Origin of the sequence: Stenotrophomonas sp. 610A2 (assembly GCF_030549615.1) — a bacterium.
In the GTDB taxonomy this organism is placed as follows: domain Bacteria; phylum Pseudomonadota; class Gammaproteobacteria; order Xanthomonadales; family Xanthomonadaceae; genus Stenotrophomonas; species Stenotrophomonas pigmentata.
This window is the reverse complement of the sequence record NZ_CP130832.1, coordinates 2,787,568-2,808,923: the sequence shown is the minus strand read 5'-3', so window position 1 is coordinate 2,808,923 and position 21,356 is coordinate 2,787,568. Positions and strand designations below refer to the sequence as shown.

Sequence of the window (21,356 nt, the reverse complement as noted above, 5' to 3'; positions counted from 1 at the left end):
GTAGGTATCAGCCGCGAGATCGGACAGTCGCGTTGGCATGCGTGGTGGGTGAATGGTGGACTGTTGCTGCTGGCGGTGATCAGCCTGGCACCGCTGGCGTGGATGCTGTCGGTGTCGTTCATGCCCAGTGGGCAGGCATCGCAGTTCCCGCCGCCGTTGCTGCCGGCGCACACCACACTGGCCAACTACCAGGCCTTGTTCGCCCGCACCGGCATGGGCAACAACTTCGTCAACAGCTTGCTGGTATCGATTGCGATCACCTTGGGCTCGCTGCTGTTCAACACCCTGGCCGGTTATGCCTTCGCCAAACTGCGTTTTGCCGGTCGCGAGCGGTTGTTCCAGATGCTGCTGGCTGCGTTGGTGATCCCCGCACAGGTGGCGATGCTGCCGCTGTTCCTGCTGATGAAGCAGATGGGCCTGGTGAACACCTTTGGTGGTGTGGTCGTTCCCGCGTTAGCGAGTGTGTTCGGCATCTTCCTGGTGCGCCAGTACGCGCGCTCGATTCCGGATGAGTTGCTGGAAGCGGCGCGTATCGACGGTGCCAGCGAGGCGCGGATCTTCTTCCAGATCGTTCTGCCAATGCTCAAGCCGGTACTGGTGACCTTGGCGATCTTTACCTTCATGGGCGCATGGAACGATTTCATGTGGCCACTGATCGTGTTGACCGACCAGGAGCACTACACCTTGCCGGTGGCGCTGGCCAGTTTGTCGCGCGAGCACATCATGGACGTGGAAATGATGATGGCCGGCGCGGTGGTCACGGTGTTGCCGGTGCTGTTGTTGTTCCTGGTGCTGCAGCGCTATTACATCCAGGGTCTTTTGCTGGGCAGCGTCAAGGGCTGATGCAGCGCAGCCCGTAAGCGGGCTGTGGCTGCACTTCCAAACGAAACAAACCGCCGCGAATGGCGTTGAACTTTGCGAAAATCCGGCTGCTGTTGCCGATGGTGAATCAGGATTCTGGTGATGAATATGCGTTATGCGATCGGCCTGCTGGGTTTGCTGCTGGCATGGGTGCAGCCGGCCAGCGCTGCCGTGCTGGCCAAGTTCGACGATATTGCCGCGTGGCAGTTGATCACCTCGCCGCAGGTTAGTGGCTCCTTGCGTCCGGTTGCCGGCAACAACGGTCGTGCGCTGTGCCTGGACTATGACTTCCACGAAGTCTCCGGCTATGTCGGCATCCGTCGGCCGTTGGATGTGACCTGGCCGGAGAACTATCAGCTGTCCTTCGACCTGCGCGGTGATTCACCGGCCAACGACCTGCAGTTCAAGCTGGTCGATGCCAGCGGCGACAACGTGTGGTGGGTCAATCGGCCCGGTTTCAACTTCCCCAAGAACTGGACCCGCATCAGTTACCGCAAGCGGCATATCGAGAAAGCCTGGGGGCCGGATCAGGACAAAACCCTGCGCCGCAGCGCGGCGGTGGAGTTCACCATCTACAGCAAGGTCGGTGGCCGTGGCACGGTCTGCTTCGATCAGCTGACCCTGCAGCCGCTGCCGAAAGAAGACAACTCGGCGCTGACCACCACGGTGATCGCCGATACCGCCACCGCCCTGCAGCAACGCATCGCTGATGGCAAGCCGGATACGTTGTGGATCAGTGGTGGCGTAAAGCAGCAGACCGTCAGTCTGGATCTGGGCAAGGTGCGCGAGTTCGGCGGTGCAGTGGTGCAATGGGCGCCGGGATTGGAAGCTTCACGCTATGTGGTGCGTTCGTCGGCAGATGGTCGCGACTGGAAAACCCTGCGCGAAGTCACCAGCGGCACCGGCGGCAGGGAATGGCTGGCATTGCCGGAGACCGAGGCGCGTTACCTGCGCTTCGATCTGGTTGATGGGCCGAACTGGCGTTACGGCATCCGCGATATCAGTCTCAAGCCCTTGTCGTTTGCCAATACCCCGAATGATTTCATCCGTTCGATAGCGGCGGATCTGCCGCGCGGTTTCTTGCCGCGGGGCTTCAGCGGCGAGCAACCTTACTGGACGATTCTCGGCCTTGATGGCGGCCGCGAACAGGCGCTGATCAGCGAGGATGGCGCGCTGGAAGCGATGAAGGGTGGCTTCAGCATCGAGCCGTTCGTGGTGCTGGATGGCAAGGTGATCGGCTGGGCTGACGTGAAGTCCAGCCAGAGCTTGCTGGACGGCTATCTGCCGATGCCGGCGGTAGCTTGGGAGCACGAGCGTTTCGGCTTGAACGTCAGCGGCTTCGTACAGGGTCGGCCGGAACAGGCACAGCTGGTGGCGCGCTACGAGCTGCGCAATACCGACAAGGTGGCGCACGAGTACCGATTGGCGCTCGCGGTGCGGCCGTTCCAGGTCAATCCGCCCAGCCAGTTCCTCAATACCGTCGGCGGCGTCAGTCGCATCGATAATCTGGCAGTGCGTACCGGGCAGATAAGCGTCAACGGTCAACCGCGTGTGTATACCTCGCTTCCGGCCGACGCGGGTTTTGCCAGCAGTTTCGACAGCAAGCTGGATGTCACTCATCTGGCTGACAAGAGCCTGCGGGCCACGCAGGAAGTCCACGATGCCACCGGACTGGCATCGGGCGCCTTGGTCTACAACTGGAAACTGGAGCCGGGTCAGCGCCGCGAAGTGGTGCTGGTACTGCCGCAGACCGGCAGTTGGCAGATGCCGGCCAGGTTCGATGCCGACAAGGCGCAGCAGCAGGTTGCCACGATGTGGCGGCAGAAGCTCGATCAGCTCAAGCTGCGCGTGCCGGAGGCGGGCCAACCGTTGGCCAATACGCTGCGCACCGCACTGGCACATATGCTGATCTCGCGGGTTGGGCCTAGCTTGCAGCCGGGCACGCGTTCCTATGCGCGCAGCTGGATCCGCGATGGCGCGATGATTTCCGAAGGCCTGTTGCGGATGGGGCGCGCCGATGCGGTGCGCCAGTACGTGGATTGGTATGCGCCGTATCAGTTCGAGAACGGCATGGTGCCGTGCTGCGTGGATGCACGCGGCAGCGACCCGGTACCGGAGAACGACAGCCATGGTGAGTTGATCTACACCATCGCCGAGTACTGGCGGCATACCGGAGACACTGCCTTCCTGCAGCAGATGTGGCCGCACGTGCAGATGGCGTGGAACTACATGGAGCAACTGCGCCTGAGTGAGCGCACGGAGGAGAACCGTGCGCGCAACGCCGGCTTCTACGGCATGATGCCGGCCTCGATCAGCCATGAAGGCTATTCGGCCAAGCCGGTGCATTCGTACTGGGACAACTTCTGGGCGCTGCGCGGTTACAAGGACGCTGCCGACATGGCGGCGGCCCTGGGGTTGGAAACCGAAGCGCTGGCGATGGCCGCATCGCGCGATCAGTTCCGCCAGGATCTGGACGAATCGCTGCGCGCGGCAATGGCGGCGCACAAGATCGACTACCTGCCCGGTTCGGTGGAGCTGGGTGACTTCGATGCAACCTCGACCACCATCGCCTTGGCACCGGGCGGCGAACAGGGCAGGTTGCCGCAGCCGGCCCTGGACAATACCTTCGAGCGCTACTGGCAGCACTTCGCCGAGCGCCGCGATGGCAAGCGTCAATGGAAGGATTACACGCCCTACGAATGGCGCAACGTCAGCGCCTTCGTGCGCCTGGGGTGGCGTGCGCGGGCCTGGGAAGCAACCGAGTTCTTCTTCAAGGACCGAGCACCGCCGGCATGGAATCAATGGGCCGAAGTGGTGTCTTCGACGCCGCGCCAGCCGTTCTTCGTCGGCGATCTGCCACATGCCTGGGTGGCATCCGACTTCGTACGCTCGGCCTTGGACATGTTCGCCTACGAGCGTGATGTAGATGGGCCGATCGTGCTGGCGGCAGGCGTGCCCACCAGCTGGTTGACCGGCAAGGGCATCGCCATCGAGGACTTGAATACCTCGCACGGCATGTTGAGCTATTCGCTGCAGCGCAGTGACAAGCAGCTGACCCTGCAGGTATCGGAAGGGCTGCGCCTGCCCGCGGCCGGGCTGTTGCTGCAATGGCCTTATGAAGGCACGCCGGGAGAGGCGAGCATCAATGGTGAACCGGCACAGTGGCTGGGCAACGAGCTGCATATCGGCAGCTTGCCGGCCAAGGTCGAGATCGAGATTCCTGCCGAACTGCGGCGCAGTGAGCGCAGCAAACGCTGAGGATTAAAAACTGCGCCTCGAATGCCGAGGCGCAGACCAGTCGACGAGAGGGAGAGGAAGAGCTTCCGTCGGATCTGAGAAAAACAAATGCAGCAAGCTTCCTTTGCCCGGCTGTAGTGCCGAGCCATGCTCGGCAGGAGCGTTCCCGAAAACGCCTGTAGGAGCGGCGTAAGCCGCGAAGCTGACGACTCTTGCGGGCGACGCATCACCAGCACCTGCATCCCTGCCGAAGCCTTGGGGATTGGATGCAGGTGGTTTGTTTGCTGCCGGCTTCGCGGCTGACGCCGCTCCTACAAAAGCCGATTCTTGTCAGCCAGCGCGTGCCTGCTTGACGATGGCAGCAGCAGCGGCGGCGGACTTCTTCACTTCGTCCCATTGGCCATTGCGGATCCAGCTGTCCTGCACCATCCACGAGCCGCCGATGCAGACCACGTTCTTCTGCGCCAGGTAGTCGCCTGCGGTGGCTTCAGTGATGCCACCGGTGGGGCAGAGCTTGAGCTCGGGAATCGGACCGGCAACACCCTTGATCATTGCCAGCCCGCCAACCGCGGTGGCCGGGAACAGCTTGCAGATACGGAAGCCGCGCGCGACCAGTTCCAGCAGTTCGGTCGGTGAGGCAGCACCCGGAACCACCGGCAACGGCGCGGCAGCCAGGGCATCGGCCATATGCGCCGGGGTGCCCGGCGTAACCAGAAAGTCCGCGCCAGCATCGATCGAGCGCTGCATCTGTTCGACGGTCAGTACGGTGCCGGCGCCTACCACTACATCCGGCAGCTCGCGCTTGAGCATGGCCAGCGCTTCCATCGCCACCGGCGTGCGCAGGGTCAGTTCAATCGCAGGCAGGCCGCCTTCGAGCAGGGCGGCGCTGACGGCGCGCGCCTGGTCGAGGGTGTGCACGGTAACGACGGGCAGGATGCCGGCGGCGCTCAACAGCTGCTCGGCGCGGTCCTGGTATTGGGCAATGCTCATGGTGTCCTCCTGAATAACGTGTTCGCGAATCCTGGATCTCAGGCGTCGTTGGCTTCGTGCGGTGCAGCGGCCGCGGCGTGGTCGTGGCCGAGTTCGTATTCGGCGTCGTAGTCCCACAGGCTGCCGTCCGGACGCGCCGGGCCGCAGGAAATCGAGATCGCGCCCTGATCGGCCGGGCCGACGATGCGGCGATTCATCGCGAACAGATTGCGGCCCATGTCCGAACCGGCCGGTGCGGTGTTGGCGGCAATGCCACGTGCGGCCCATTCGGCGGCATCGATCAGCACTTCCAGCGTGCCGGCTTCACCGTCCAGGCGGATGATGTCGCCTTCGCGGATGCGTGCGATGGGGCCGCCGCGTGCGGCTTCCGGAGTGACGTGGATGGCGGCCGGGATCTTGCCGGAGGCACCGGACAGGCGGCCATCGGTGACCAGCGCGACGCGCCGGCCCTGGTTCTGCAACAGGCCGAGCAGCGGTGCTAGCGAATGCAGTTCGGGCATACCGTTGGAGCGCGGCCCCTGGTAGCGAACCACCGCGACGAAGTCCTGCGGCAATGCACCGGCAGCGTGCAGTTTGTTCAACACTTGCGGCGCATCGACCACCACGGCCGGCGCTTCGATGGTGCGGTACTGCGGCTTCACTGCCGACAGCTTGATCAGCGAACGGCCGATATTGCCGCGAAGCAGGCGCAGGCCGCCCTGGGCTTCGAACGGATTGGAGGCCGGGCGCACCACTTCTTCGTCGCCGCTGAGTTCGGCGGCGGGCACATAAGTGACCTTGCCATCGGTGAGGCGCGGCTCCTGCGCGAAGGTGCGCATACCGCCTTCGGCAATCGTGGTTGCGTCGGCGTGCATCAGGCCGGCATCCATCAACTCGCGGAACACGAAGCCGGGGCCGCCAGCGGCGGCAAAACGGTTCACGTCGGCTTCGCCGTTCGGGTAGACGCGCGCCAGCAACGGCACGATCTGCGACAGCTCGTCCATGTCGTCCCAGGTCAACACAATGCCGGCGGCACGTGCGACGGCGATCCAGTGGATGGTGTGATTGGTGGAGCCGCCGGTTGCCATCAAGGCGACAACGGCGTTGACGATGGCGCGCTCGTCGATGACGCGGCCGAACGGACGGAAGTCATCGCCTAGTGCACTGATCTCCAGGGCGCGTGCGGTGGCGGCGCGGGTCAGTGCGTCGCGCAGCGGCAGTTCCGGATTGACGAATGATGCGCCCGGCAGCTGCACGCCCATTGCTTCCAGCAGGACCTGGTTGGAATTGGCGGTGCCATAGAAAGTACAGGTGCCCGGGCCGTGGTACGAGGCCGATTCGGCTTCCAGCAGTTCTTCGCGCGTGGCTTCACCGGCGGCGTAGCGCTCGCGGACTTCGGCCTTCTTCTTGTTGGGAATGCCCGGGGTCATCGGCCCGGCCGGCACGAACACCGCTGGCAGGTGGCCGAAGGCGAGGGCGCCGATCAGCAGGCCCGGCACGATCTTGTCGCACACGCCCAGATAGATGGTGGTGTCGAACATGTCATGGCTGAGGCCGATTGCGGTTGCCTGCGCGATGACATCACGTGAGAACAGTGACAACTCCATGCCGCCACGGCCCTGGGTAACGCCATCGCACATCGCGGGTACTGCACCGGCAACCTGGGCGGTTGCGCCCAGCTCGCGCGCAGCGTCGCGGATCAGTTGCGGGTAATTCTCGAACGGCTGGTGCGCCGACAACATGTCGTTGTACGAGGTGATGATGCCCAGGTTGGGCGTCACGTCGCCGCGCAGGCGGCCTTTGTCGGTTGGGCCGCAGGCAGCATAAGCATGGGCCAGGTTGCCGCAGCTCAGGCGGGAACGGAACGGACCTTCGCGCAGCGCGGCATCAATCCCGGCCAGATAAGCCGCGCGCGACGGAGCGCTGCGCTGGCGGATGCGATCGGTGATGGCTTGGATTTTAGGATGCATGGCTCTATGGCTGCGAATGTGAAATAGGGGCTGGCGATGTTTGGTTCTGCTCGGGCGATGGGCTCATGGCCTGCTCGGCCCGCCGGTAATGGGGGGCATGTGTTTCCGTTCCCACTCCCGGTCTCGCACTCTCCGCTTCAAGGCGCCCAATGCACGCGCAGCTTGTTGCCGGGTGCATTGATCGCAGCAAGAATCGGGTAGGTGTGCACATCGCCGGAGGCGAGCGCTGCGTTGAGCACTTCCAACTTCTGCTTGCCGCGTAGCAGCAGCAGGCGTTCACCGGCTGAGGCGAGGCCGTGTGGGGTCAGGGTGATGCGCAGCGACCAGTTCTTGGCGACCGGGCAGCCGGTTGCGTCCAAGGCTGCGTAAGGGTGCTTGCTTTGAAGTACCTGCGGCAGGTCCGCCGAGCCCGGGAACAGCGAAGCGGTATGGCCGTCGTTGCCCATGCCCAACACGACCAGGCAGGCCGGCTGCGAGTGGGTGGCGAGCAGATTGGCGGTATGCACACACTCGGCGATGGGCAGGCCAACCCGCACCAGCGGGTCGAAGTGCGCACCTTCTGCATGGCGCAGGAAACTGTCGCGTACCAACCAGGCATTGCTGTCCTTGTCCTGCGGCGACAGCCAGCGCTCGTCGGCCAGGCCGACTTCCACCCGTGCCCATTCCAGGCCCTGGTCGGAGAGCAGCTCGTAGATCGGCGCCGGCGTGGTGCCACCGGACAGCAGCATGCGGGCACGCCCGCGCTGCTTGATTTCCGCGCTCAACAGCGCTGCCATTTCCTTGGCGACACCTTCGGTCCAGGCCTCTTCGTCAGCGTGGCGGACAAGTGTGATGCGGTCGGAAACAGCGGCGTTCATGCAGTAACTCCAGGGTTGGCGCGTTGCAGGTCCAGCGCATATGCGGTGGCACCGAGCAGGCCGGGGCAGGGATGGGTGATGGCCATCGAGGGAATCTGCGACATCGTCGCGGAGAACCGGCCCTTGCTTTCAAAACGCTGGCGGAAGCCGGAGTGCTGCAGTTGCTGCAGCAGGCGCGGTACCAGGCCGCCGGTCAGGAACACGCCGTCCCACGCGCCTTGTACCAGTACTGCGTCGCCGGCGACGGCGCCGAAGATTTCAAGGAAAACTTCAACTGCACGACTCGCCAACGCATCGCCTTCGGCGGCGCGTGCACTGACCTCGGCGGGTTGCAGCAGGCCCGGATCGGTACCCGCTATCTCGCAGATGGCGCGATGGATGTTGACCAGGCCGGGGCCGCAGACCAGGCGTTCGTTGGAAACCCGGCCGAACTGGGCCGAGAGGATTTCCAGGATGCGGATCTGCTCTGGCGAGTTCGGTGCAAAGCTGGCATGACCACCTTCGGTGGCCAACGGGTAGTTGCGGCCGTCACGCACCACCAAGCCGCCAACACCAAGACCGGTACCGGGGCCAAGCACGCAGTAATTGCGTGACTCGCCGTCCGCTGCCGGCTGCCAACCGGCGCCGCCAACCTGCACCACATCATCAACACCCAGCAGGGCAATGGACATGGCCTGGGCGACGAAGTCGTTGATCAGGTGCAGCTGTCCGAAACCAAGCTGCTCGGCGGTGCGCGAACGCGAGATGACCCAGGGGTGGTTGGTGATGCGTGCTTCGTCGCCATCGACGCGGCCAGCTACCGCGAACACGCCGCTGCTGGCGCTGGCGTCGCGCTCCTGCAGGTAGTGCGCGGCGGCGTCGGCCAAGGACGCGAACTGCGCCACCGGGTATTCGTCGATGCTGCCCTGGTCCAGCGGCGTGGCGGCGGAACGGTCGGCCAGCGCGAAGCGCGCGTTGGTACCGCCGATGTCCGCTACCAATACAAGGTCGGCGCTGGGGCTCACAGCCCCTGCTCCGGGCCTGCATCGGCGGCGATGGATTCGGGCAGGAAGTCCTGCGCCAGCTGCGGACCCCAGCCACCGGCCGGGTAGGGCTCCATTGGCAGGTCGGCGGCCTTCCAGGCGTCGCTGACGCTGTCGATCCAGGCCCAGGCGGCGCGGACTTCATCGTCGCGCACGAACAGAGCGTGGTTGCCGTTGAAGGCGTCCAGGAACAGGCGCTCGTAGGCGATGCGGCGGTGCAGGCCGGTGGGAACGGAAAGCTCGAGTTCCAGCGGCTGCAGTTCCAGCGCACCCCATTCCGGGCCGGCCAGCGAACTCATCAGGCCGAGCTGGATGTTCTCCTGCGGCTGCAGCTGGAAGGTCAGGCGGTTGGGGGTGGCGTTCTTGCGGTCGGGGCGCTCGAACAGCCAATGCGTCACCGGCTTGAGGTTGACCTCGATGCGCGTGGTGCGTTCGGGCAGGCGCTTGCCGGTAACCAGATGGAAGGGCACGCCGGCCCAACGCCAGTTGTCGATATGCGCGGTGACGCCGACAAAGGTTTCGGCCTCGCTGCCTTCCGGCGGCTGGTAGGCCTGCGCCGGCTGGCCGTTGATGGTGCCGGCGGTGTAGCGACCGCGCACGCTGTCCTTGGCGGCATGCTTGGCATCGAGCGGGCGCAGGGCGCGCAGCACCTTCACCTTTTCGTCGCGGATGCGGTCGGCTTCCAGCGATGCCGGCGGCTCCATCGCCACCAGGCACAGCAGCTGCAGGATATGGCTCTGCACCATGTCGCGCAGCGCGCCGGAGCGCGAGTAATACGAGTCACGGCCATCAACGCCGTCGCTTTCGGCGACCAGGATGTGCACCGAGGCGATGTAGTTACGGTTCCACACCGCTTCCAGCAAGGTGTTGCCGAAACGCAGGGCCATCAGGTTCTGCACCGCGGCCTTGCCGAGATAATGGTCGAGGCGGAACACACGGTCTTCGTCGACCAGCTTGCCGATCGACTGCAGGATCTCTTCGGCACTGTCGCTGTCCGAACCGATCGGCTTCTCCAGCATCAGGCGGTTGGGCGCAGCCAATGCGCCACCCAATGCCAGGCCTTCGCAGGTGGAGATGTACAGGCCCGGCGGGATCGCCAGATAGCTGACGCATTTGCGGTGCACCAGGTCCTTGACCGCCTCGGCGACCGACTCGGCGTTGCGCAGGTCCACCGAACGGTAGTCGATGCGGTTGAGCAGGTTGCCGATGTCCTCCTGACTGGCATGCGGCATGGCCGCTTCCAGGCGTGGACGCAGCAGGTCGCGGAACTTCTCGGTGTCATGCGGCGACAAGGCCAGGGCACGGACGCGGAAATCTTCCGGGAGTAGGCCGTCGCCAAGCAGGCGTAGCAGGGACGGGAACAGATAACGCTGGGCCAGATCGCCTGTGGCACCGAACAGGAAGAGGGTGTCGTGCATTGCACGAGTTTCGGGTGCGGATGACATCGTTGTCAATTGTTCGTCTTCAAGGCCTGCGCCGTGATTGGGACGTCCGCGTCCATCGGCGCGAGGGAGCGGGCGTGGGCAACCTGGGCTTGTGCAATGCAGCATGCTGCAAGGGCGGAATCGGGTCCGTGCAGTGGGACGCAGGTGCCATGTGAGGGCGACTGCGATGGTGCCATATGAATATGCTTACCGTGCACAATGTTTCGGATGTATACGATTGCAGGAAACTGTTCTCTCGCTGTAACGCAAGTGTTCCGCTGCTCCAGGTTTCGACTCGCAACGAGGTAGTGATGGCCAAGGTTCAATTCGACAGTGTGCGCAAGGTGTATGACAACGGGCAGGTCGCCGTGGCCGGGGCCAGTTTCGATATCGCCGATGGCGAGTTGATGGTGCTGGTGGGGCCATCGGGTTGTGGCAAGTCCACACTGCTGCGAATGGTGGCGGGGCTGGAAGAGATCAGTGCTGGCAGCCTGCGGATCGGCGAGCGCGTGGTGAATGATGTGGCGCCGAAGGATCGGGACATCGCGATGGTGTTCCAGAACTACGCGCTCTACCCGCATATGACCGTTGCCGAGAACCTGGGCTTCGGCTTGAAGCTGCGTGGGCATGACAAGGCCGAGGTGCAGCGTCGCGTGCAGGATGCCGCCGATTCCTTGGGCCTGACCTCGATGCTGGACAAGCTGCCGCGCGCGATGTCGGGTGGTCAGCGCCAGCGTGTTGCGCTGGGGCGTGCGCTGGTGCGCGAGCCGGAGGTGTTCCTGCTGGACGAACCGCTATCCAATCTGGATGCGAAGCTGCGTCATTCGGTGCGCACCGAGATCGCGCAGCTGCATCGCAAGTTGGGCACGACGATGATCTATGTCACCCACGACCAGGTCGAGGCGATGACGCTGGGCCAACGCATCGTTGTGCTCAACGAGGGCGTGATCCAGCAGATCGACACGCCGATGGCGTTGTACGACAAGCCGGTCAATCTGTTCGTTGCGGGTTTCCTTGGCAGCCCGGCGATGAACATGTTGCGTGGCGACGTGCGGCGCGATGAGGCGGGAAGCGCGGTGCTGCGGTTGGAGTCCAGTCGCGACGACGCTGGCGATGTGGCACTCGGTGCAGTGAAGCTGGATCCAGTCTGGTTTGGCAAGCCGCTGGTGGTTGGCGTGCGGCCTGAGCATCTGCAGCCTGGCAATGGTCCGGCGGCGTTCAATGCGCGCATCGAAGGTGTGGAGCCGGTGGGCAACGAGATCTTCGTCAACCTGCGCTATGGCGAGCAGGCGCTGATCATGCGCGTCGCCCCGCAGCAGTTGCCGCAGGTTGGGCAGGAGATTTCGGTGGAAGTCAGTTCGCCGGCGCTGCATTTCTTTGATGCAGCCAGTGGCAATCGCATCGAAGCCAGCGTCTGATCCTGTAGTGTCGAGCCATGCTCGGCAGGGGCTGTACCGGCAATGCCCCATGCCGAGCATGGCTCGGCACTACAGGTGAGGCGCAATGCCGAGCATGGCTCGGCACTACCGGGCTTCAGCGTGCCAGGCCTTCCAGCAGCGGCTGGATGCTGGCGACCTCGCCATTGACCAGTAGCGGGCCTTCCGGCAACTCCAGTGGCAGCACTGCAAGCGCCAATGCGCCGGCCACACAGGCGACGCTGCCGATGTTGCTGTCCCCGTGCTGGACCGCGTCGCCAGAATTTGCGAATGAGGCGCATTCCAGCAGCGCCAGCGAGCGCTTGGCCTTGCCCAGGAAGTGGGTGCGGGCGACGATTTCCTGGCCCGGATAGCAGCCCTTCTTGACGCTGTAGGCGTTCAAGCGATCGAGCCCAAGCTGCTGCGGCGTCCATTGCTCGCGCTGCGCATCCTCGAGGCGGGGCAGGCCGAAACGAAGGTCGTATTGACGCCATGCCAATTCAGCCGTTGTGTCGTCAACGGAGCTTGCTGCGCTGCTGATCTGCAGCGTTCGCGGCACCGTTGCGCTGCCCACGTCCAGTTCGATGACGCCGTCGGCCAGCTGCGCTATTTGCGCGCCACGCGCCTGACCGGGCGTTTCCAGGGCGGCGTTCACCGCCAGCGCGCTGGCATGGCTGATGACGACTTTGCGACGGAAGACAAAGCGACGGAGCTGCTCGGCCATGGCCTCGGCGCCGCCGTCGTGGCAGACCAGCAGCAGGGTCTGTGCGTCCACCCGTACCAGCTGAAAGATAGACAGCACGCGGCCTTTGGCGGTCAGCCAGGCGCTCCATTGCCAGTGACCGTCGGCCAGCGAGGGCACGTCATTGGCGAATTGGGCTTGGGCGAAAGCGACCGCATCGGCTCCGGCAAGGCTCACGATCTGAGCCTTGGAAAGCGTGCGGAAACCGGTGAAAGCAGGGGCGAGGTTGTCAGACACGTGACTGAGGACTAAAATTTGTGCGTTGCGAGACCACCAATGATAGGCCAAACAACCCCCACTCCCGAGCCCGAAGCTGAAGCCCCGTTGGGCCCCGAGAAGCAGCCGCTTCCCGAGGTTACGCCGGTGCCTCAGGAAATAGGCGGCCGCGGCGGACTCGATCCGGTGCGGTATGGCGATTGGGAGAAAAACGGGCGCTGCATAGATTTCTGAGCAGCGTTGAGCCAACGCGGCATTGAGCCGCCCAGCCGAGATATGAGTCAGCGAATGGCGAACAGACCCCGCCCCCTCTCTCCGCACCTGCAGGTGTATCGCTGGCAGATCCAGATGGCCACCTCGATCCTGCATCGAGTAACCGGCATCATTCTGACTGTCGGTTCCCTGATCATCGCGGGCGGCTTGTTCGCCCTGATGATGGGCCCTGAGTCCTGGAACTGCTTCACCACCCACGCCGGCGCCTGGTACGGCAAGGTGATCCTGTTCGGCTGGAGCTGGTGCTTCGCCTATCACCTGTGCAATGGCATCCGCCATATCGTGCAGGACTTCGCCATCGGCTACGCCAAGGCCACCTTCATCCGCAGCAGCTGGATGTCGGTGATTGCCTCGTTGGTGCTGACCGCCCTGATCTGGGCCTACGTCTGCCTGGGAGCTGCCGCATGAGCAAGTACCGCACCCCGCTGAAGAATGCGCGTGGCCTTGGCAGCGCCAAGTCCGGTACCGAGCACTTCGTCCACCAGCGCCTGACCGCCACCGCCCTGGTCGCACTGACCATCTGGTTCCTGTGCCTGGTGCTGAGCCTGATGGGCGCCGATTACGTCACCGCCGTGGAAACCATTTCCAAGCCGTGGAACGCGATCCTGCTGGGTGGCTTCCTGGTCGCCATGTTCTGGCACGCCCAGCTTGGCCTGCAGGTGGTCCTCGAGGACTACATCCACAACTCGCTGATGGCCCTGGCCTTGCAGACCACGGTCAAGTTCGTCGCCGTGCTCGGCGCCATCGTCAGCATCTTTGCGGTTGCCCGCATCGCGTTTGGGAACTGATACATGTCCGCTTACAACATTACTGAACACAAGGTCGACATGGTCGTCGTCGGCGCCGGTGGCGCTGGCCTGCGTGCAACGTTTGGCCTGGCCCAGAAGGGCCTGCAGACTGTCTGCATCACCAAGGTCTTCCCGACCCGCTCGCACACCGTGGCAGCGCAGGGCGGCATTTCCGCCGCGCTCGGCAACATGGGTGAGGACGACTGGCGTTACCACTTCTTCGACACCATCAAGGGTTCGGATTGGCTGGGCGACCAGGACGCCATCGAGTACATGTGCCGTGAGGCCATCCCGGCCATCATCGAGCTGGAGCACTACGGCGTTCCGTTCTCGCGCACCGAAGAAGGCAAGATCTACCAGCGTCCGTTCGGTGGCATGACCACCAAGTACGGTGAAGGCCCGTCCGCGCAGCGTACCTGCGCCGCCGCCGACCGTACCGGCCACGCCATCCTGCACACCCTGTACCAGCAGTCGCTGGCGCACAACGCGCAGTTCATGATCGAGTACTTCGCACTCGACCTGATCTTCGACGACGAAGGCGTGTGCCGCGGCGTGCTCGCCCTGGACATGGCCGAAGGCACCTTGCACCTGTTCCGTTCGCAGGGTGTGGTGCTGGCAACCGGCGGTTACGGCCGTGCCTACTTCAGCGCCACCTCGGCGCACACCTGTACCGGTGACGGCGGTGGCCTGGTGGCCCGTGCCGGCCTGCCGCTGCAGGACATGGAATTCGTGCAGTTCCACCCGACCGGTATCTACGGTGCCGGCTGCCTGATCACCGAAGGTGTGCGAGGCGAGGGTGGCATCCTGCGCAACAGCAGTGGCGAGCGCTTCATGGAGCGCTATGCACCGCATTACAAGGATCTGGCATCGCGTGACGTGGTGTCGCGTTCGATGACTATCGAAATCCGTGAAGGCCGCGGCGTCGGCGAGCACAAGGATCACATCCTGCTCGACCTGACCCACCTCGGCCCGGGCGTGATCGACGACAAGCTGCCGGGTATTGCCGAAAGCGCGCGCATCTTCGCAGGCGTGGACGTGCACAAGCAGCCGATTCCGGTCATTCCGACCGTGCACTACAACATGGGCGGCATCCCGACCAATTACCACGGTGAAGTGGTGCGCAAGGTCGGCGACAACCCCGATGCAGTGGTGCCGGGCCTGTACGCCATCGGCGAAGCGGCCTGCGTGTCCGTGCACGGTGCAAACCGCCTGGGCTCGAACTCGCTGCTCGACCTGGTGGTGTTCGGCCGCGCCGTGGCCAACCGCTGCGCCGAGACGATCAAGCCGGGTGCGCCGCACAAGACCCTGCCGTCCGATGCCTGCGACAAGGCCCTGGGCCTGCTCGACAAGCTGCGTCACGCCAACGGCGATACGCCGACCTCGGTCATTCGCGACAACATGCAGCGCACCATGCAGAACGATGCTGCCGTGTTCCGCACCAGCAAGACGCTGGAAGAAGGCTGCCAGAAGATGGCGCAGGTGTTCGATTCGTTCCAGGACGTCAAGGTTTCCGACCGTTCGCTGGTCTGGAACTCGGACCTGATCGAAACCTACGAGCTGAACAACCTGCTGCTCAATGCAGTGGCGACCATCAACTCGGCCGAGCAGCGCAAGGAAAGCCGTGGCGCCCACGCGCACGAGGATTACCCGGACCGCGACGACGTCAACTGGCAGAAGCACACGCTGGTCACTGTCGACGAAAAGGGCAAGTGCAGCTTCGATTACCGTCCGGTGCACATGTACACGCTCAGCGATGACGTGTCCGTGGTGCCGCCGAAGCCGCGCGTCTACTGATCCGGGGAACTTACGAACATGGCTGAATTTGCACTCCCGAAGAACTCCCGGTTGACCAAGGGCAAGCACTTCCCCGCCAAGAGCGGTGCGAAGAACACGCGTACCTTCAAGATCTACCGCTGGAGCCCCGATGGCGACCAGAACCCGCGTACCGACACCTACGAGATCGATCTCGATGCGTGCGGCCCGATGGTTCTGGACGCGCTGATCAAGATCAAGAACGAGATTGATCCGACCCTGACCTTCCGCCGCTCCTGCCGCGAGGGTATCTGCGGTTCGTGCGCGATGAACATCGACGGCACCAACACCCTGGCCTGCACCCGCGCCATTGCCGATTGCGGCAAGGCCGAAGTGCCGATCTACCCGCTGCCGCACATGGACGTGGTCAAGGATCTGGTTCCGGACCTGACCCACTTCTATGCGCAGTACGCCTCGATCAAGCCGTGGATCCGCACCCAGACCCCGGCGCCGGCAGACCGTGAACGCCTGCAGTCGCCGGACGACCGCAAGAAGCTGGACGGCCTGTACGAGTGCATCCTGTGCGCGTGCTGCTCGACCAGCTGCCCGAGCTACTGGTGGAATGGCGAGCGTTACCTGGGCCCGGCGATCCTGCTGCAGGCCTACCGCTGGATCATCGACTCGCGCGATGAAGACACCGGCGCACGCCTGGACGATCTGGAAGATCCGTTCAAGCTGTACCGCTGCCACACCATCATGAACTGCGCACGCACCTGCCCGAAGGGCTTGAACCCGGCACTGGCAATCGCCGAGATCAAGAAGTTGATGATGGCGCGCCGCGCTTGATGCGGGCTTGCCCCGGTGCAAGCTGGGGTTCCCGCTCTTGATGTGCAGTTGTTCTCCCTTCTCCCGCGTGCGGGAGAAGGTGCCCCGTAGGGGCGGATGAGGGGAGCTTTTGACGCTGCCCTTGTTGAATGTTGAGTGGCGGTCTGGATGAATTCCTCCAGGAGCTGCCCTCACCCCAACCCCTCTCCCGCCTCGCGGGAGAGGGGCTTAAGCTTGAAGCCATGCAGACCGAAGACGAAATCCTGTTGAAGAAGCTGCGCTGGCGTTGCCGGCGTGGCATGCGTGAGCTGGATCAACTGTTCGGCCGCTATCTTGACCGCCGCTGGCTGGATGCACCTGCCGCCGAGCGCGAGGTTTTCCTGCAGTTGCTGGACACCGAAGACGATAAGTTGTGGCGCTGGTCCATGGGCTACGAGGTCTGTCCGGATGCGTCGCAGGCGCAACTCATCGCCTACATCCGCTCCCTTCCGGTGTGAGTGGCGACCGTCGCGCTGGTTGAGTCGCGCGTTGACGGGCCTGGCGGTACTTGCCGCTGTTTCGATAATGAACTGCAGATTGGAGCCGGGCCATGCCTGGCCCTTGGCCCTGTGCGTGCTTGGCTGGGGGTTGCTGCAGGCACGGGCCGAGTCGCGCAGGCCGCCTCGTGACCTGTTGATACCGCCGCCTCCAGGCCTCTCCTGTGTCGATGGCATACCCGTGGAGCAGATCGAACTGCTCGAGCGCGGCCCCTTGCTGGTGCTGCGCTGGCGGCAGGGTAAACGCCGCCAACAGCTGCTGTTCTGGCCCGATACGCTGCCCAGGGCGCAGCGACGTGAACTGCGACTGGCCGTAAAGGCGCATGGCGTTTCCCGCCAGCCGCCGGGAATGGCACCATAGCTGCCAGTTCCCGGGCAGACACGCATGTTCAAACCCTTACCTGTCGCAATCGGATTGCGCTACCTGCGCGCCAAGCGCCGCAATGGCTTCATTTCCTTCATCTCCATGGCCTCCATCCTTGGCATCGCGCTCGGGGTGATGGTGCTGATCACCACCCTGGCGGTGATGAGCGGCTTCCAGAAGGAGATCCGCGACCGCCTGCTGCAGATGTCCGCCCATGCCACGGTCAGTGCCGACGGCGAGCCGATGGCCAACTGGCAGCACGCCATCGACGTGGCGACCAAGGACCCGCGTGTAGCCGGTGCCGCGCCGTATATCGAGATCCAGGGCATGTTGAGCGGCCTGCGGGTGCAGGGCGCGATCATCCAGGGCGTTGATCCTGCGCAGGAGTCCAAGGTCTCGGTGCTGGCCGAGAAGATGACCAAGGGCAAACTGGACAGCCTGCAGCCCGGCGAATTCAACATGGTGGTCGGCAAGGAACTGGCGATCTGGTTGGGCGTGGATGTTGGTGACAGCGTGGTGGCGACGCTTGCCGAAGTGCAGGGCACGCCGATGGGCGCCATGCCGCGGGTCAAGCGCTTCAAGGTCAGCGGCATCTTCGAGGCCGGCTCCAATGAAGTGGACCGCGGCGTCGCCTTCACCAACATGCAGGACATGGAGCGCGTGCTGCGCATGGACGGCGTCACCGGCGTGCGCCTGAAGATGCACGACATGGACCAGGCCTATACCGTGGCCCGCGATTTGGCAGTCAACCTCAACGGCTATTACCGGGTGAGTGACTGGACGCAGGAGAACGCCAACCTCTACCACTCGCTGCGCATGGAAAAGACAGTGATGGGCATCCTGCTGTCGCTGATCGTGGCGATGGGTGCTTTCAACCTGGTGTCCTCGCAGGTGATGCTGGTTACCGACAAGCAGGCCGATATCGCCATCCTGCGCACGCTTGGCCTGACGCCTCGCGGAGTAATGCAGGTGTTCATGGTGCAGGGCACCTTGATCGGCGTATTCGGCACGATAGTTGGCGTGATCAGTGGCATCACCTTGACCCTCAACCTGGAACGCATCCTCGGCCTGATCGAGACCGTCTTCAATATCAAGCTGCTGCCGGAGGATGTGTACTACATCACCGGCCTGCCGACCGACATGCAGACCGGTGACATCGTGGTGATCACCATTGTCGCGCTGCTGATGAGCTTTGCCGCGACCCTTTACCCGGCGTGGCGCGCAGCCCGCACCCAGCCGGCCGAGGCGCTGCGCTATGAATGAGAACGCATTGATGGAATCGGTAATCCGCGCCGAAGGCCTGGGCAAGACCTACGCCGAAGGCAAGATGCACACGCCGGTGTTCGACGGCCTAGACTTGAATGTTGCCGCGGGCGAAACCGTGGCCATCGTCGGTGCCTCGGGTGCAGGCAAGAGCACCTTGCTGCACCTGCTGGGCGGCTTGGATATCCCGACCGCCGGTGAGGTCTATGTCGCCGGCCAGCGCATGTCGGCGCTGTCCGATGCCGCGCGCGGCAACCTTCGCAATAGTTCGCTGGGCTTCGTCTACCAGTTCCACCACCTGCTGCCGGAATTCACCGCGCTGGAGAACGTGATGATTCCGGTGATGCTTGGGGGCAGTGATCCGGCCGCAGCGAGTGTCCGCGCCAAGGCTTTGCTGGAGTCGGTTGGGCTCGGCCATCGTTTGGGTCACAAGCCGGGCGAGTTGTCTGGCGGTGAACGCCAGCGCACCGCGGTTGCGCGTGCCCTGGTCAACCAGCCGGGCTGCGTGCTCGGCGATGAGCCAACTGGCAATCTGGACGACAAGACCGCCGCCACCGTGTTCGATCTGATGCTGGAGTTGAACCGCGAGCAGCGCACCAGTTTGGTTCTGGTCACCCACGACCGCAGTTTGGCGCGCAAGCTTGATCGCGTGCTGGAGCTGCGTGAGGGCCGGTTGCACGAGCTGGCCAGCAGCGGGGTTTGATCATCTCCCGGCAATGCGGCTCCTGTCAGTCATGGAGCTGCGATGCGGGGAGAGGCGTGAAAGCAGGTTGTTTCCTTCAATGAGGATTGCCGTCATGAAGAAAGTGCTTGTTGCGATGGTTCTGGCCGCCGTTCTTGGCGGTTGCGCGACGACCGGGAAGCTGAGCAGCACCGAGCGGCTCGAGTTGTACCGGGCCCACGCAGGCGCTCCGGTGAACAATTTCAAATACTTTGGCTCGTTCAACGGCTGGACCGAATTGGGCGACAGCGCCCTGGCGGTCTGGACCAAGCCAGCCGAAGCCTGGCTGTTGAATCTGAGTGGGCCGTGCATGGATCTGTCCTATGCGCCGGCTATTTCCATCACCAACATGATGGGCCAGGTATCTGCGAGGTTTGATCGCGTGATCGTGCACGGCGGCGGCCCGATGTCGCATGTGCCCTGCCGCATCGAAAGCATCCAGCCGCTGGATGTGAAGGCACTGCGTGCATCCGAGAAAGAGCTGCGCGAAGCCAAGATTTCCGAGCGCGCTGCGGATCAGGGCACCGAAACGAACTGAAGCACCATCTGTAGTGCCGAGCCATGCTCGGCAGGGGCTTCACCAGCAATGCCTCACGGCTCAAGCCGGGCAATGCCCGGCTTGAGCCTTCATGCACGGATCAACCCTCGCAGGTAAGGCCTCTGCCGAGCATGGCTCGGCACTACAGGCTTCCGGTCTTATTCCGCTTCCGGCGCGACGTAACCCGCCGGTTTTTCCGCGCCACCAGAGAACAGGTATTTCACCAGCTCTTCCTCAAGGAAGGCGCGGTGCTTCGGGTCGCGCGGTGACAAGCGGTTCTCGTTGATCAGCATGGTCTGGTGCGCCAGCCAGGTAGCCCACGCCTGCTTGCCGATGTTGGCGAAGATGCGCTGGCCGAGCTCGCCGGGATAGGGCACGAAATCCAGACCCTCGGTTTCGCGTTGTTCGTATTGGCAGAAGACGGAGCGGGGCATGGTGTGGTCCTGTCGAATCAGTGCGCCGGATGACGTTCCAGCAGTTTGCGGATGGGCGCGGGCAGGCCGAGTGCGGCCAGTTCGTCACGCGCTACCCAGCGTAGATCGGCATTGTCGCCGACCTTGGACTTGAGTGCGACCTTGCGCAGGTGCAGCGGCTGCAGGTGCAGGCGGTAATGGCTGAAGGTATGCACGATCAGCGGCAGTTCGTTGGCGTTGTCGTAATTGCCCTTGACGCTGGCAGCAAACCACTCGCGCAGCGCGCTGTCAGTGTCGGCCTGCGGCAAGGTCCACAACGAGGCCCAGATACCGGTCGGCGGGCGTTTGAGCAGCAGGATGCGGCCTTCTGCATCTTCCAGCAGCAAGGCACTGGCTTCGCGCTCGGGCAGGACTTTGCTGGGCTTGGGTGTTGGCAGTGAATCGACCAGACCCTGGGCATGCGCGACACAGTTGCTCTGCAGCGGGCACAGGATGCAGGCGGGCTTGGCGCGCGTGCACAGGGTTGCGCCGAAATCCATCTGCGCCTGGGTGTAGTCGGCCATGCGCCCCGCCGGTACCTGCGCGACGTGGGCTTCGGCCTGCGCCCAGAGCTGCTTTTCTATAACAGGAAGGCCGGGGAAGCCGCTGATGCCGTGATAACGGGTCAATACGCGTTTGACGTTGCCGTCGAGGATTGCGAACGGGTCGTTCCAGGCTTGGCTGAGGATGGCGCCGGCAGTACTGCGGCCGATGCCGGGCAGGGCAAGCAGGGCATCGAAATCACGCGGTAATTCACCGCCATGCAGCTCGACGCATTGTTTGGCTGCTGCATGCAGATTGCGGGCGCGGGCGTAGTAGCCCAGGCCGGCCCAGTGCGCCATCAAGGTGTCGTTATCGGTTGCTGCCAGGTCGCGAAGCGTTGGGAACGACTGCACGAAACGCTGGAAGTACGGAGTTGCCGTCGCAACCTGCGTTTGCTGCAACATGATTTCCGACAGCCACACCCGGTACGGTGAACGCGGATGCTGCCATGGCAGATCGTGGCGGCCGTGCTGGTCAAACCAGGTGAGGAGTTGGCTGGGGAAGTTGGGCATTGGCTCGCAGGCGATGGCGGTTGCTTTCGCATTCCTTCTCCCGCTGGCGGGAGAAGGTGCCCCGTAGGGGCGGATG

Annotated in this window: 21 protein-coding genes; 13 read left to right on the top strand and 8 right to left on the bottom strand. The window is 63.8% G+C overall.

Features of this window, described 5'->3' with window-relative positions:
* Positions 1-6: 6 nt before the first annotated feature.
* Together Q5Z11_RS12595 and Q5Z11_RS12590 are read left to right on the top strand one after the other, a co-directional pair.
* Entirely contained in the window at positions 7-843 is an 837-nt protein-coding gene (locus Q5Z11_RS12595) for a carbohydrate ABC transporter permease (protein WP_303750027.1), read from the top strand.
* 126 nt (positions 844-969) lie between these two features.
* Positions 970-4,119 (top strand): discoidin domain-containing protein, encoded by a 3,150-nt coding sequence (locus tag Q5Z11_RS12590; RefSeq protein WP_303750026.1) that lies wholly within the window; start codon positions 970-972, stop codon positions 4,117-4,119.
* 309 nt (positions 4,120-4,428) lie between these two features.
* On the opposite strand, the gene eda is transcribed toward Q5Z11_RS12590, so the two are convergent.
* The 5 genes from eda to zwf form a co-directional block, all read right to left on the bottom strand.
* On the bottom strand, positions 4,429-5,088 hold the full coding sequence (eda, locus tag Q5Z11_RS12585) for a bifunctional 4-hydroxy-2-oxoglutarate aldolase/2-dehydro-3-deoxy-phosphogluconate aldolase (RefSeq protein WP_303746736.1): 660 nt from the start codon (positions 5,086-5,088) through the stop codon (positions 4,429-4,431).
* A 38-nt stretch (positions 5,089-5,126) separates the two neighbouring features.
* Positions 5,127-7,037 (bottom strand): phosphogluconate dehydratase, encoded by a 1,911-nt coding sequence (gene edd, locus Q5Z11_RS12580; RefSeq protein ID WP_303746735.1) that lies wholly within the window; start codon positions 7,035-7,037, stop codon positions 5,127-5,129.
* Positions 7,038-7,174: 137 nt separating this feature from the next.
* Positions 7,175-7,894 carry a 6-phosphogluconolactonase gene (pgl, locus tag Q5Z11_RS12575; protein ID WP_303746734.1) on the bottom strand — a complete coding sequence of 240 codons (720 nt, stop codon included), beginning with the start codon at positions 7,892-7,894 and terminating at the stop codon, positions 7,175-7,177.
* Complete coding sequence (glk, locus tag Q5Z11_RS12570) at positions 7,891-8,898, bottom strand: glucokinase (protein WP_303746733.1); 1,008 nt, start codon at positions 8,896-8,898, stop codon at positions 7,891-7,893. The genes pgl and glk overlap by 4 nt, the downstream gene beginning before the upstream one ends.
* On the bottom strand, positions 8,895-10,466 hold the full coding sequence (zwf, locus tag Q5Z11_RS12565; RefSeq protein WP_405051595.1) for a glucose-6-phosphate dehydrogenase: 1,572 nt from the start codon (positions 10,464-10,466) through the stop codon (positions 8,895-8,897). The genes glk and zwf overlap by 4 nt, the downstream gene beginning before the upstream one ends.
* 185 nt (positions 10,467-10,651) lie before the next feature.
* Here zwf and Q5Z11_RS12560 point away from each other — a divergent pair, with 185 nt between their 5' ends.
* Positions 10,652-11,758, top strand: a complete 1,107-nt coding sequence (locus tag Q5Z11_RS12560; protein ID WP_303746731.1) for an ABC transporter ATP-binding protein — start codon at positions 10,652-10,654, stop codon at positions 11,756-11,758.
* Between the two features lie 115 nt (positions 11,759-11,873).
* Here the strand turns inward: Q5Z11_RS12560 and ygfZ are convergent, their stop codons facing one another.
* Positions 11,874-12,734, bottom strand: a complete 861-nt coding sequence (ygfZ, locus tag Q5Z11_RS12555) for a CAF17-like 4Fe-4S cluster assembly/insertion protein YgfZ (RefSeq protein ID WP_303746730.1) — start codon at positions 12,732-12,734, stop codon at positions 11,874-11,876.
* A gap of 39 nt (positions 12,735-12,773) precedes the next feature.
* Here ygfZ and Q5Z11_RS12550 point away from each other — a divergent pair, with 39 nt between their 5' ends.
* The 10 genes from Q5Z11_RS12550 to Q5Z11_RS12505 all read left to right on the top strand — a co-directional run bounded on the left by Q5Z11_RS12550 (position 12,774) and on the right by Q5Z11_RS12505 (position 19,773).
* Positions 12,774-12,947 (top strand): DUF1674 domain-containing protein, encoded by a 174-nt coding sequence (locus Q5Z11_RS12550; protein ID WP_303746729.1) that lies wholly within the window; start codon positions 12,774-12,776, stop codon positions 12,945-12,947.
* A gap of 54 nt (positions 12,948-13,001) precedes the next feature.
* A complete protein-coding gene (gene sdhC / locus Q5Z11_RS12545; RefSeq protein ID WP_303746728.1) occupies positions 13,002-13,394 on the top strand; it encodes a succinate dehydrogenase, cytochrome b556 subunit in 393 nt (130 codons plus the stop codon).
* Positions 13,391-13,774 (top strand): succinate dehydrogenase, hydrophobic membrane anchor protein, encoded by a 384-nt coding sequence (sdhD, locus tag Q5Z11_RS12540; protein ID WP_303746727.1) that lies wholly within the window; start codon positions 13,391-13,393, stop codon positions 13,772-13,774. Before sdhC ends, sdhD begins: the two co-directional genes overlap by 4 nt.
* 3 nt (positions 13,775-13,777) lie before the next feature.
* On the top strand, positions 13,778-15,568 hold the full coding sequence (gene sdhA, locus Q5Z11_RS12535) for a succinate dehydrogenase flavoprotein subunit (RefSeq protein ID WP_303746726.1): 1,791 nt from the start codon (positions 13,778-13,780) through the stop codon (positions 15,566-15,568).
* Positions 15,569-15,586: 18 nt separating this feature from the next.
* Positions 15,587-16,372: a succinate dehydrogenase iron-sulfur subunit gene (locus Q5Z11_RS12530; protein ID WP_303746725.1), complete on the top strand. Its 786-nt coding sequence runs from the start codon at positions 15,587-15,589 to the stop codon at positions 16,370-16,372.
* A 221-nt stretch (positions 16,373-16,593) separates the two neighbouring features.
* Positions 16,594-16,848, top strand: a complete 255-nt coding sequence (locus Q5Z11_RS12525) for an FAD assembly factor SdhE (protein ID WP_303746724.1) — start codon at positions 16,594-16,596, stop codon at positions 16,846-16,848.
* Positions 16,849-16,915: 67 nt separating this feature from the next.
* Positions 16,916-17,248: a hypothetical protein gene (locus tag Q5Z11_RS12520; RefSeq protein WP_303746723.1), complete on the top strand. Its 333-nt coding sequence runs from the start codon at positions 16,916-16,918 to the stop codon at positions 17,246-17,248.
* 24 nt (positions 17,249-17,272) lie between these two features.
* A complete protein-coding gene (locus Q5Z11_RS12515) occupies positions 17,273-18,514 on the top strand; it encodes a lipoprotein-releasing ABC transporter permease subunit (RefSeq protein WP_303746722.1) in 1,242 nt (413 codons plus the stop codon).
* Positions 18,507-19,217 (top strand): lipoprotein-releasing ABC transporter ATP-binding protein LolD, encoded by a 711-nt coding sequence (gene lolD / locus Q5Z11_RS12510; protein ID WP_303746721.1) that lies wholly within the window; start codon positions 18,507-18,509, stop codon positions 19,215-19,217. The genes Q5Z11_RS12515 and lolD overlap by 8 nt, the downstream gene beginning before the upstream one ends.
* A gap of 94 nt (positions 19,218-19,311) precedes the next feature.
* Entirely contained in the window at positions 19,312-19,773 is a 462-nt protein-coding gene (locus Q5Z11_RS12505; protein WP_303746720.1) for a DUF6491 family protein, read from the top strand.
* Between the two features lie 158 nt (positions 19,774-19,931).
* On the opposite strand, the gene Q5Z11_RS12500 is transcribed toward Q5Z11_RS12505, so the two are convergent.
* Both Q5Z11_RS12500 and mutY read right to left on the bottom strand, forming a co-directional pair.
* A complete protein-coding gene (locus Q5Z11_RS12500) occupies positions 19,932-20,207 on the bottom strand; it encodes an oxidative damage protection protein (protein WP_303746719.1) in 276 nt (91 codons plus the stop codon).
* Positions 20,208-20,224: 17 nt separating this feature from the next.
* The gene (gene mutY / locus Q5Z11_RS12495; RefSeq protein ID WP_303746718.1) at positions 20,225-21,280 is read right to left on the bottom strand and encodes an A/G-specific adenine glycosylase; all 1,056 of its coding nucleotides are present in this window, start codon (positions 21,278-21,280) and stop codon (positions 20,225-20,227) included.
* Positions 21,281-21,356: the final 76 nt, after the last annotated feature.

Bases quoted from the DNA above. Each gene is read 5' to 3' on its own strand.
- Q5Z11_RS12590 (WP_303750026.1), top strand. From the start codon at position 970: ATGCGTTATGCGATCGGCCTGCTGGGTTTGCTGCTGGCATGGGTGCAG.
- eda (WP_303746736.1), bottom strand. From the start codon at position 5,088: ATGAGCATTGCCCAATACCAGGACCGCGCCGAGCAGCTGTTGAGCGCC.
- edd (WP_303746735.1), bottom strand. From the start codon at position 7,037: ATGCATCCTAAAATCCAAGCCATCACCGATCGCATCCGCCAGCGCAGC.
- pgl (WP_303746734.1), bottom strand. From the start codon at position 7,894: ATGAACGCCGCTGTTTCCGACCGCATCACACTTGTCCGCCACGCTGAC.
- zwf (WP_405051595.1), bottom strand. From the start codon at position 10,466: ATGCTGCATTGCACAAGCCCAGGTTGCCCACGCCCGCTCCCTCGCGCC.
- Q5Z11_RS12560 (WP_303746731.1), top strand. From the start codon at position 10,652: ATGGCCAAGGTTCAATTCGACAGTGTGCGCAAGGTGTATGACAACGGG.
- Q5Z11_RS12550 (WP_303746729.1), top strand. From the start codon at position 12,774: ATGATAGGCCAAACAACCCCCACTCCCGAGCCCGAAGCTGAAGCCCCG.
- sdhC (WP_303746728.1), top strand. From the start codon at position 13,002: ATGGCGAACAGACCCCGCCCCCTCTCTCCGCACCTGCAGGTGTATCGC.
- sdhD (WP_303746727.1), top strand. From the start codon at position 13,391: ATGAGCAAGTACCGCACCCCGCTGAAGAATGCGCGTGGCCTTGGCAGC.
- sdhA (WP_303746726.1), top strand. From the start codon at position 13,778: ATGTCCGCTTACAACATTACTGAACACAAGGTCGACATGGTCGTCGTC.
- Q5Z11_RS12530 (WP_303746725.1), top strand. From the start codon at position 15,587: ATGGCTGAATTTGCACTCCCGAAGAACTCCCGGTTGACCAAGGGCAAG.
- Q5Z11_RS12525 (WP_303746724.1), top strand. From the start codon at position 16,594: ATGCAGACCGAAGACGAAATCCTGTTGAAGAAGCTGCGCTGGCGTTGC.
- Q5Z11_RS12520 (WP_303746723.1), top strand. From the start codon at position 16,916: ATGAACTGCAGATTGGAGCCGGGCCATGCCTGGCCCTTGGCCCTGTGC.
- Q5Z11_RS12515 (WP_303746722.1), top strand. From the start codon at position 17,273: ATGTTCAAACCCTTACCTGTCGCAATCGGATTGCGCTACCTGCGCGCC.
- lolD (WP_303746721.1), top strand. From the start codon at position 18,507: ATGAATGAGAACGCATTGATGGAATCGGTAATCCGCGCCGAAGGCCTG.
- Q5Z11_RS12505 (WP_303746720.1), top strand. From the start codon at position 19,312: ATGAAGAAAGTGCTTGTTGCGATGGTTCTGGCCGCCGTTCTTGGCGGT.
- Q5Z11_RS12500 (WP_303746719.1), bottom strand. From the start codon at position 20,207: ATGCCCCGCTCCGTCTTCTGCCAATACGAACAACGCGAAACCGAGGGT.
- mutY (WP_303746718.1), bottom strand. From the start codon at position 21,280: ATGCCCAACTTCCCCAGCCAACTCCTCACCTGGTTTGACCAGCACGGC.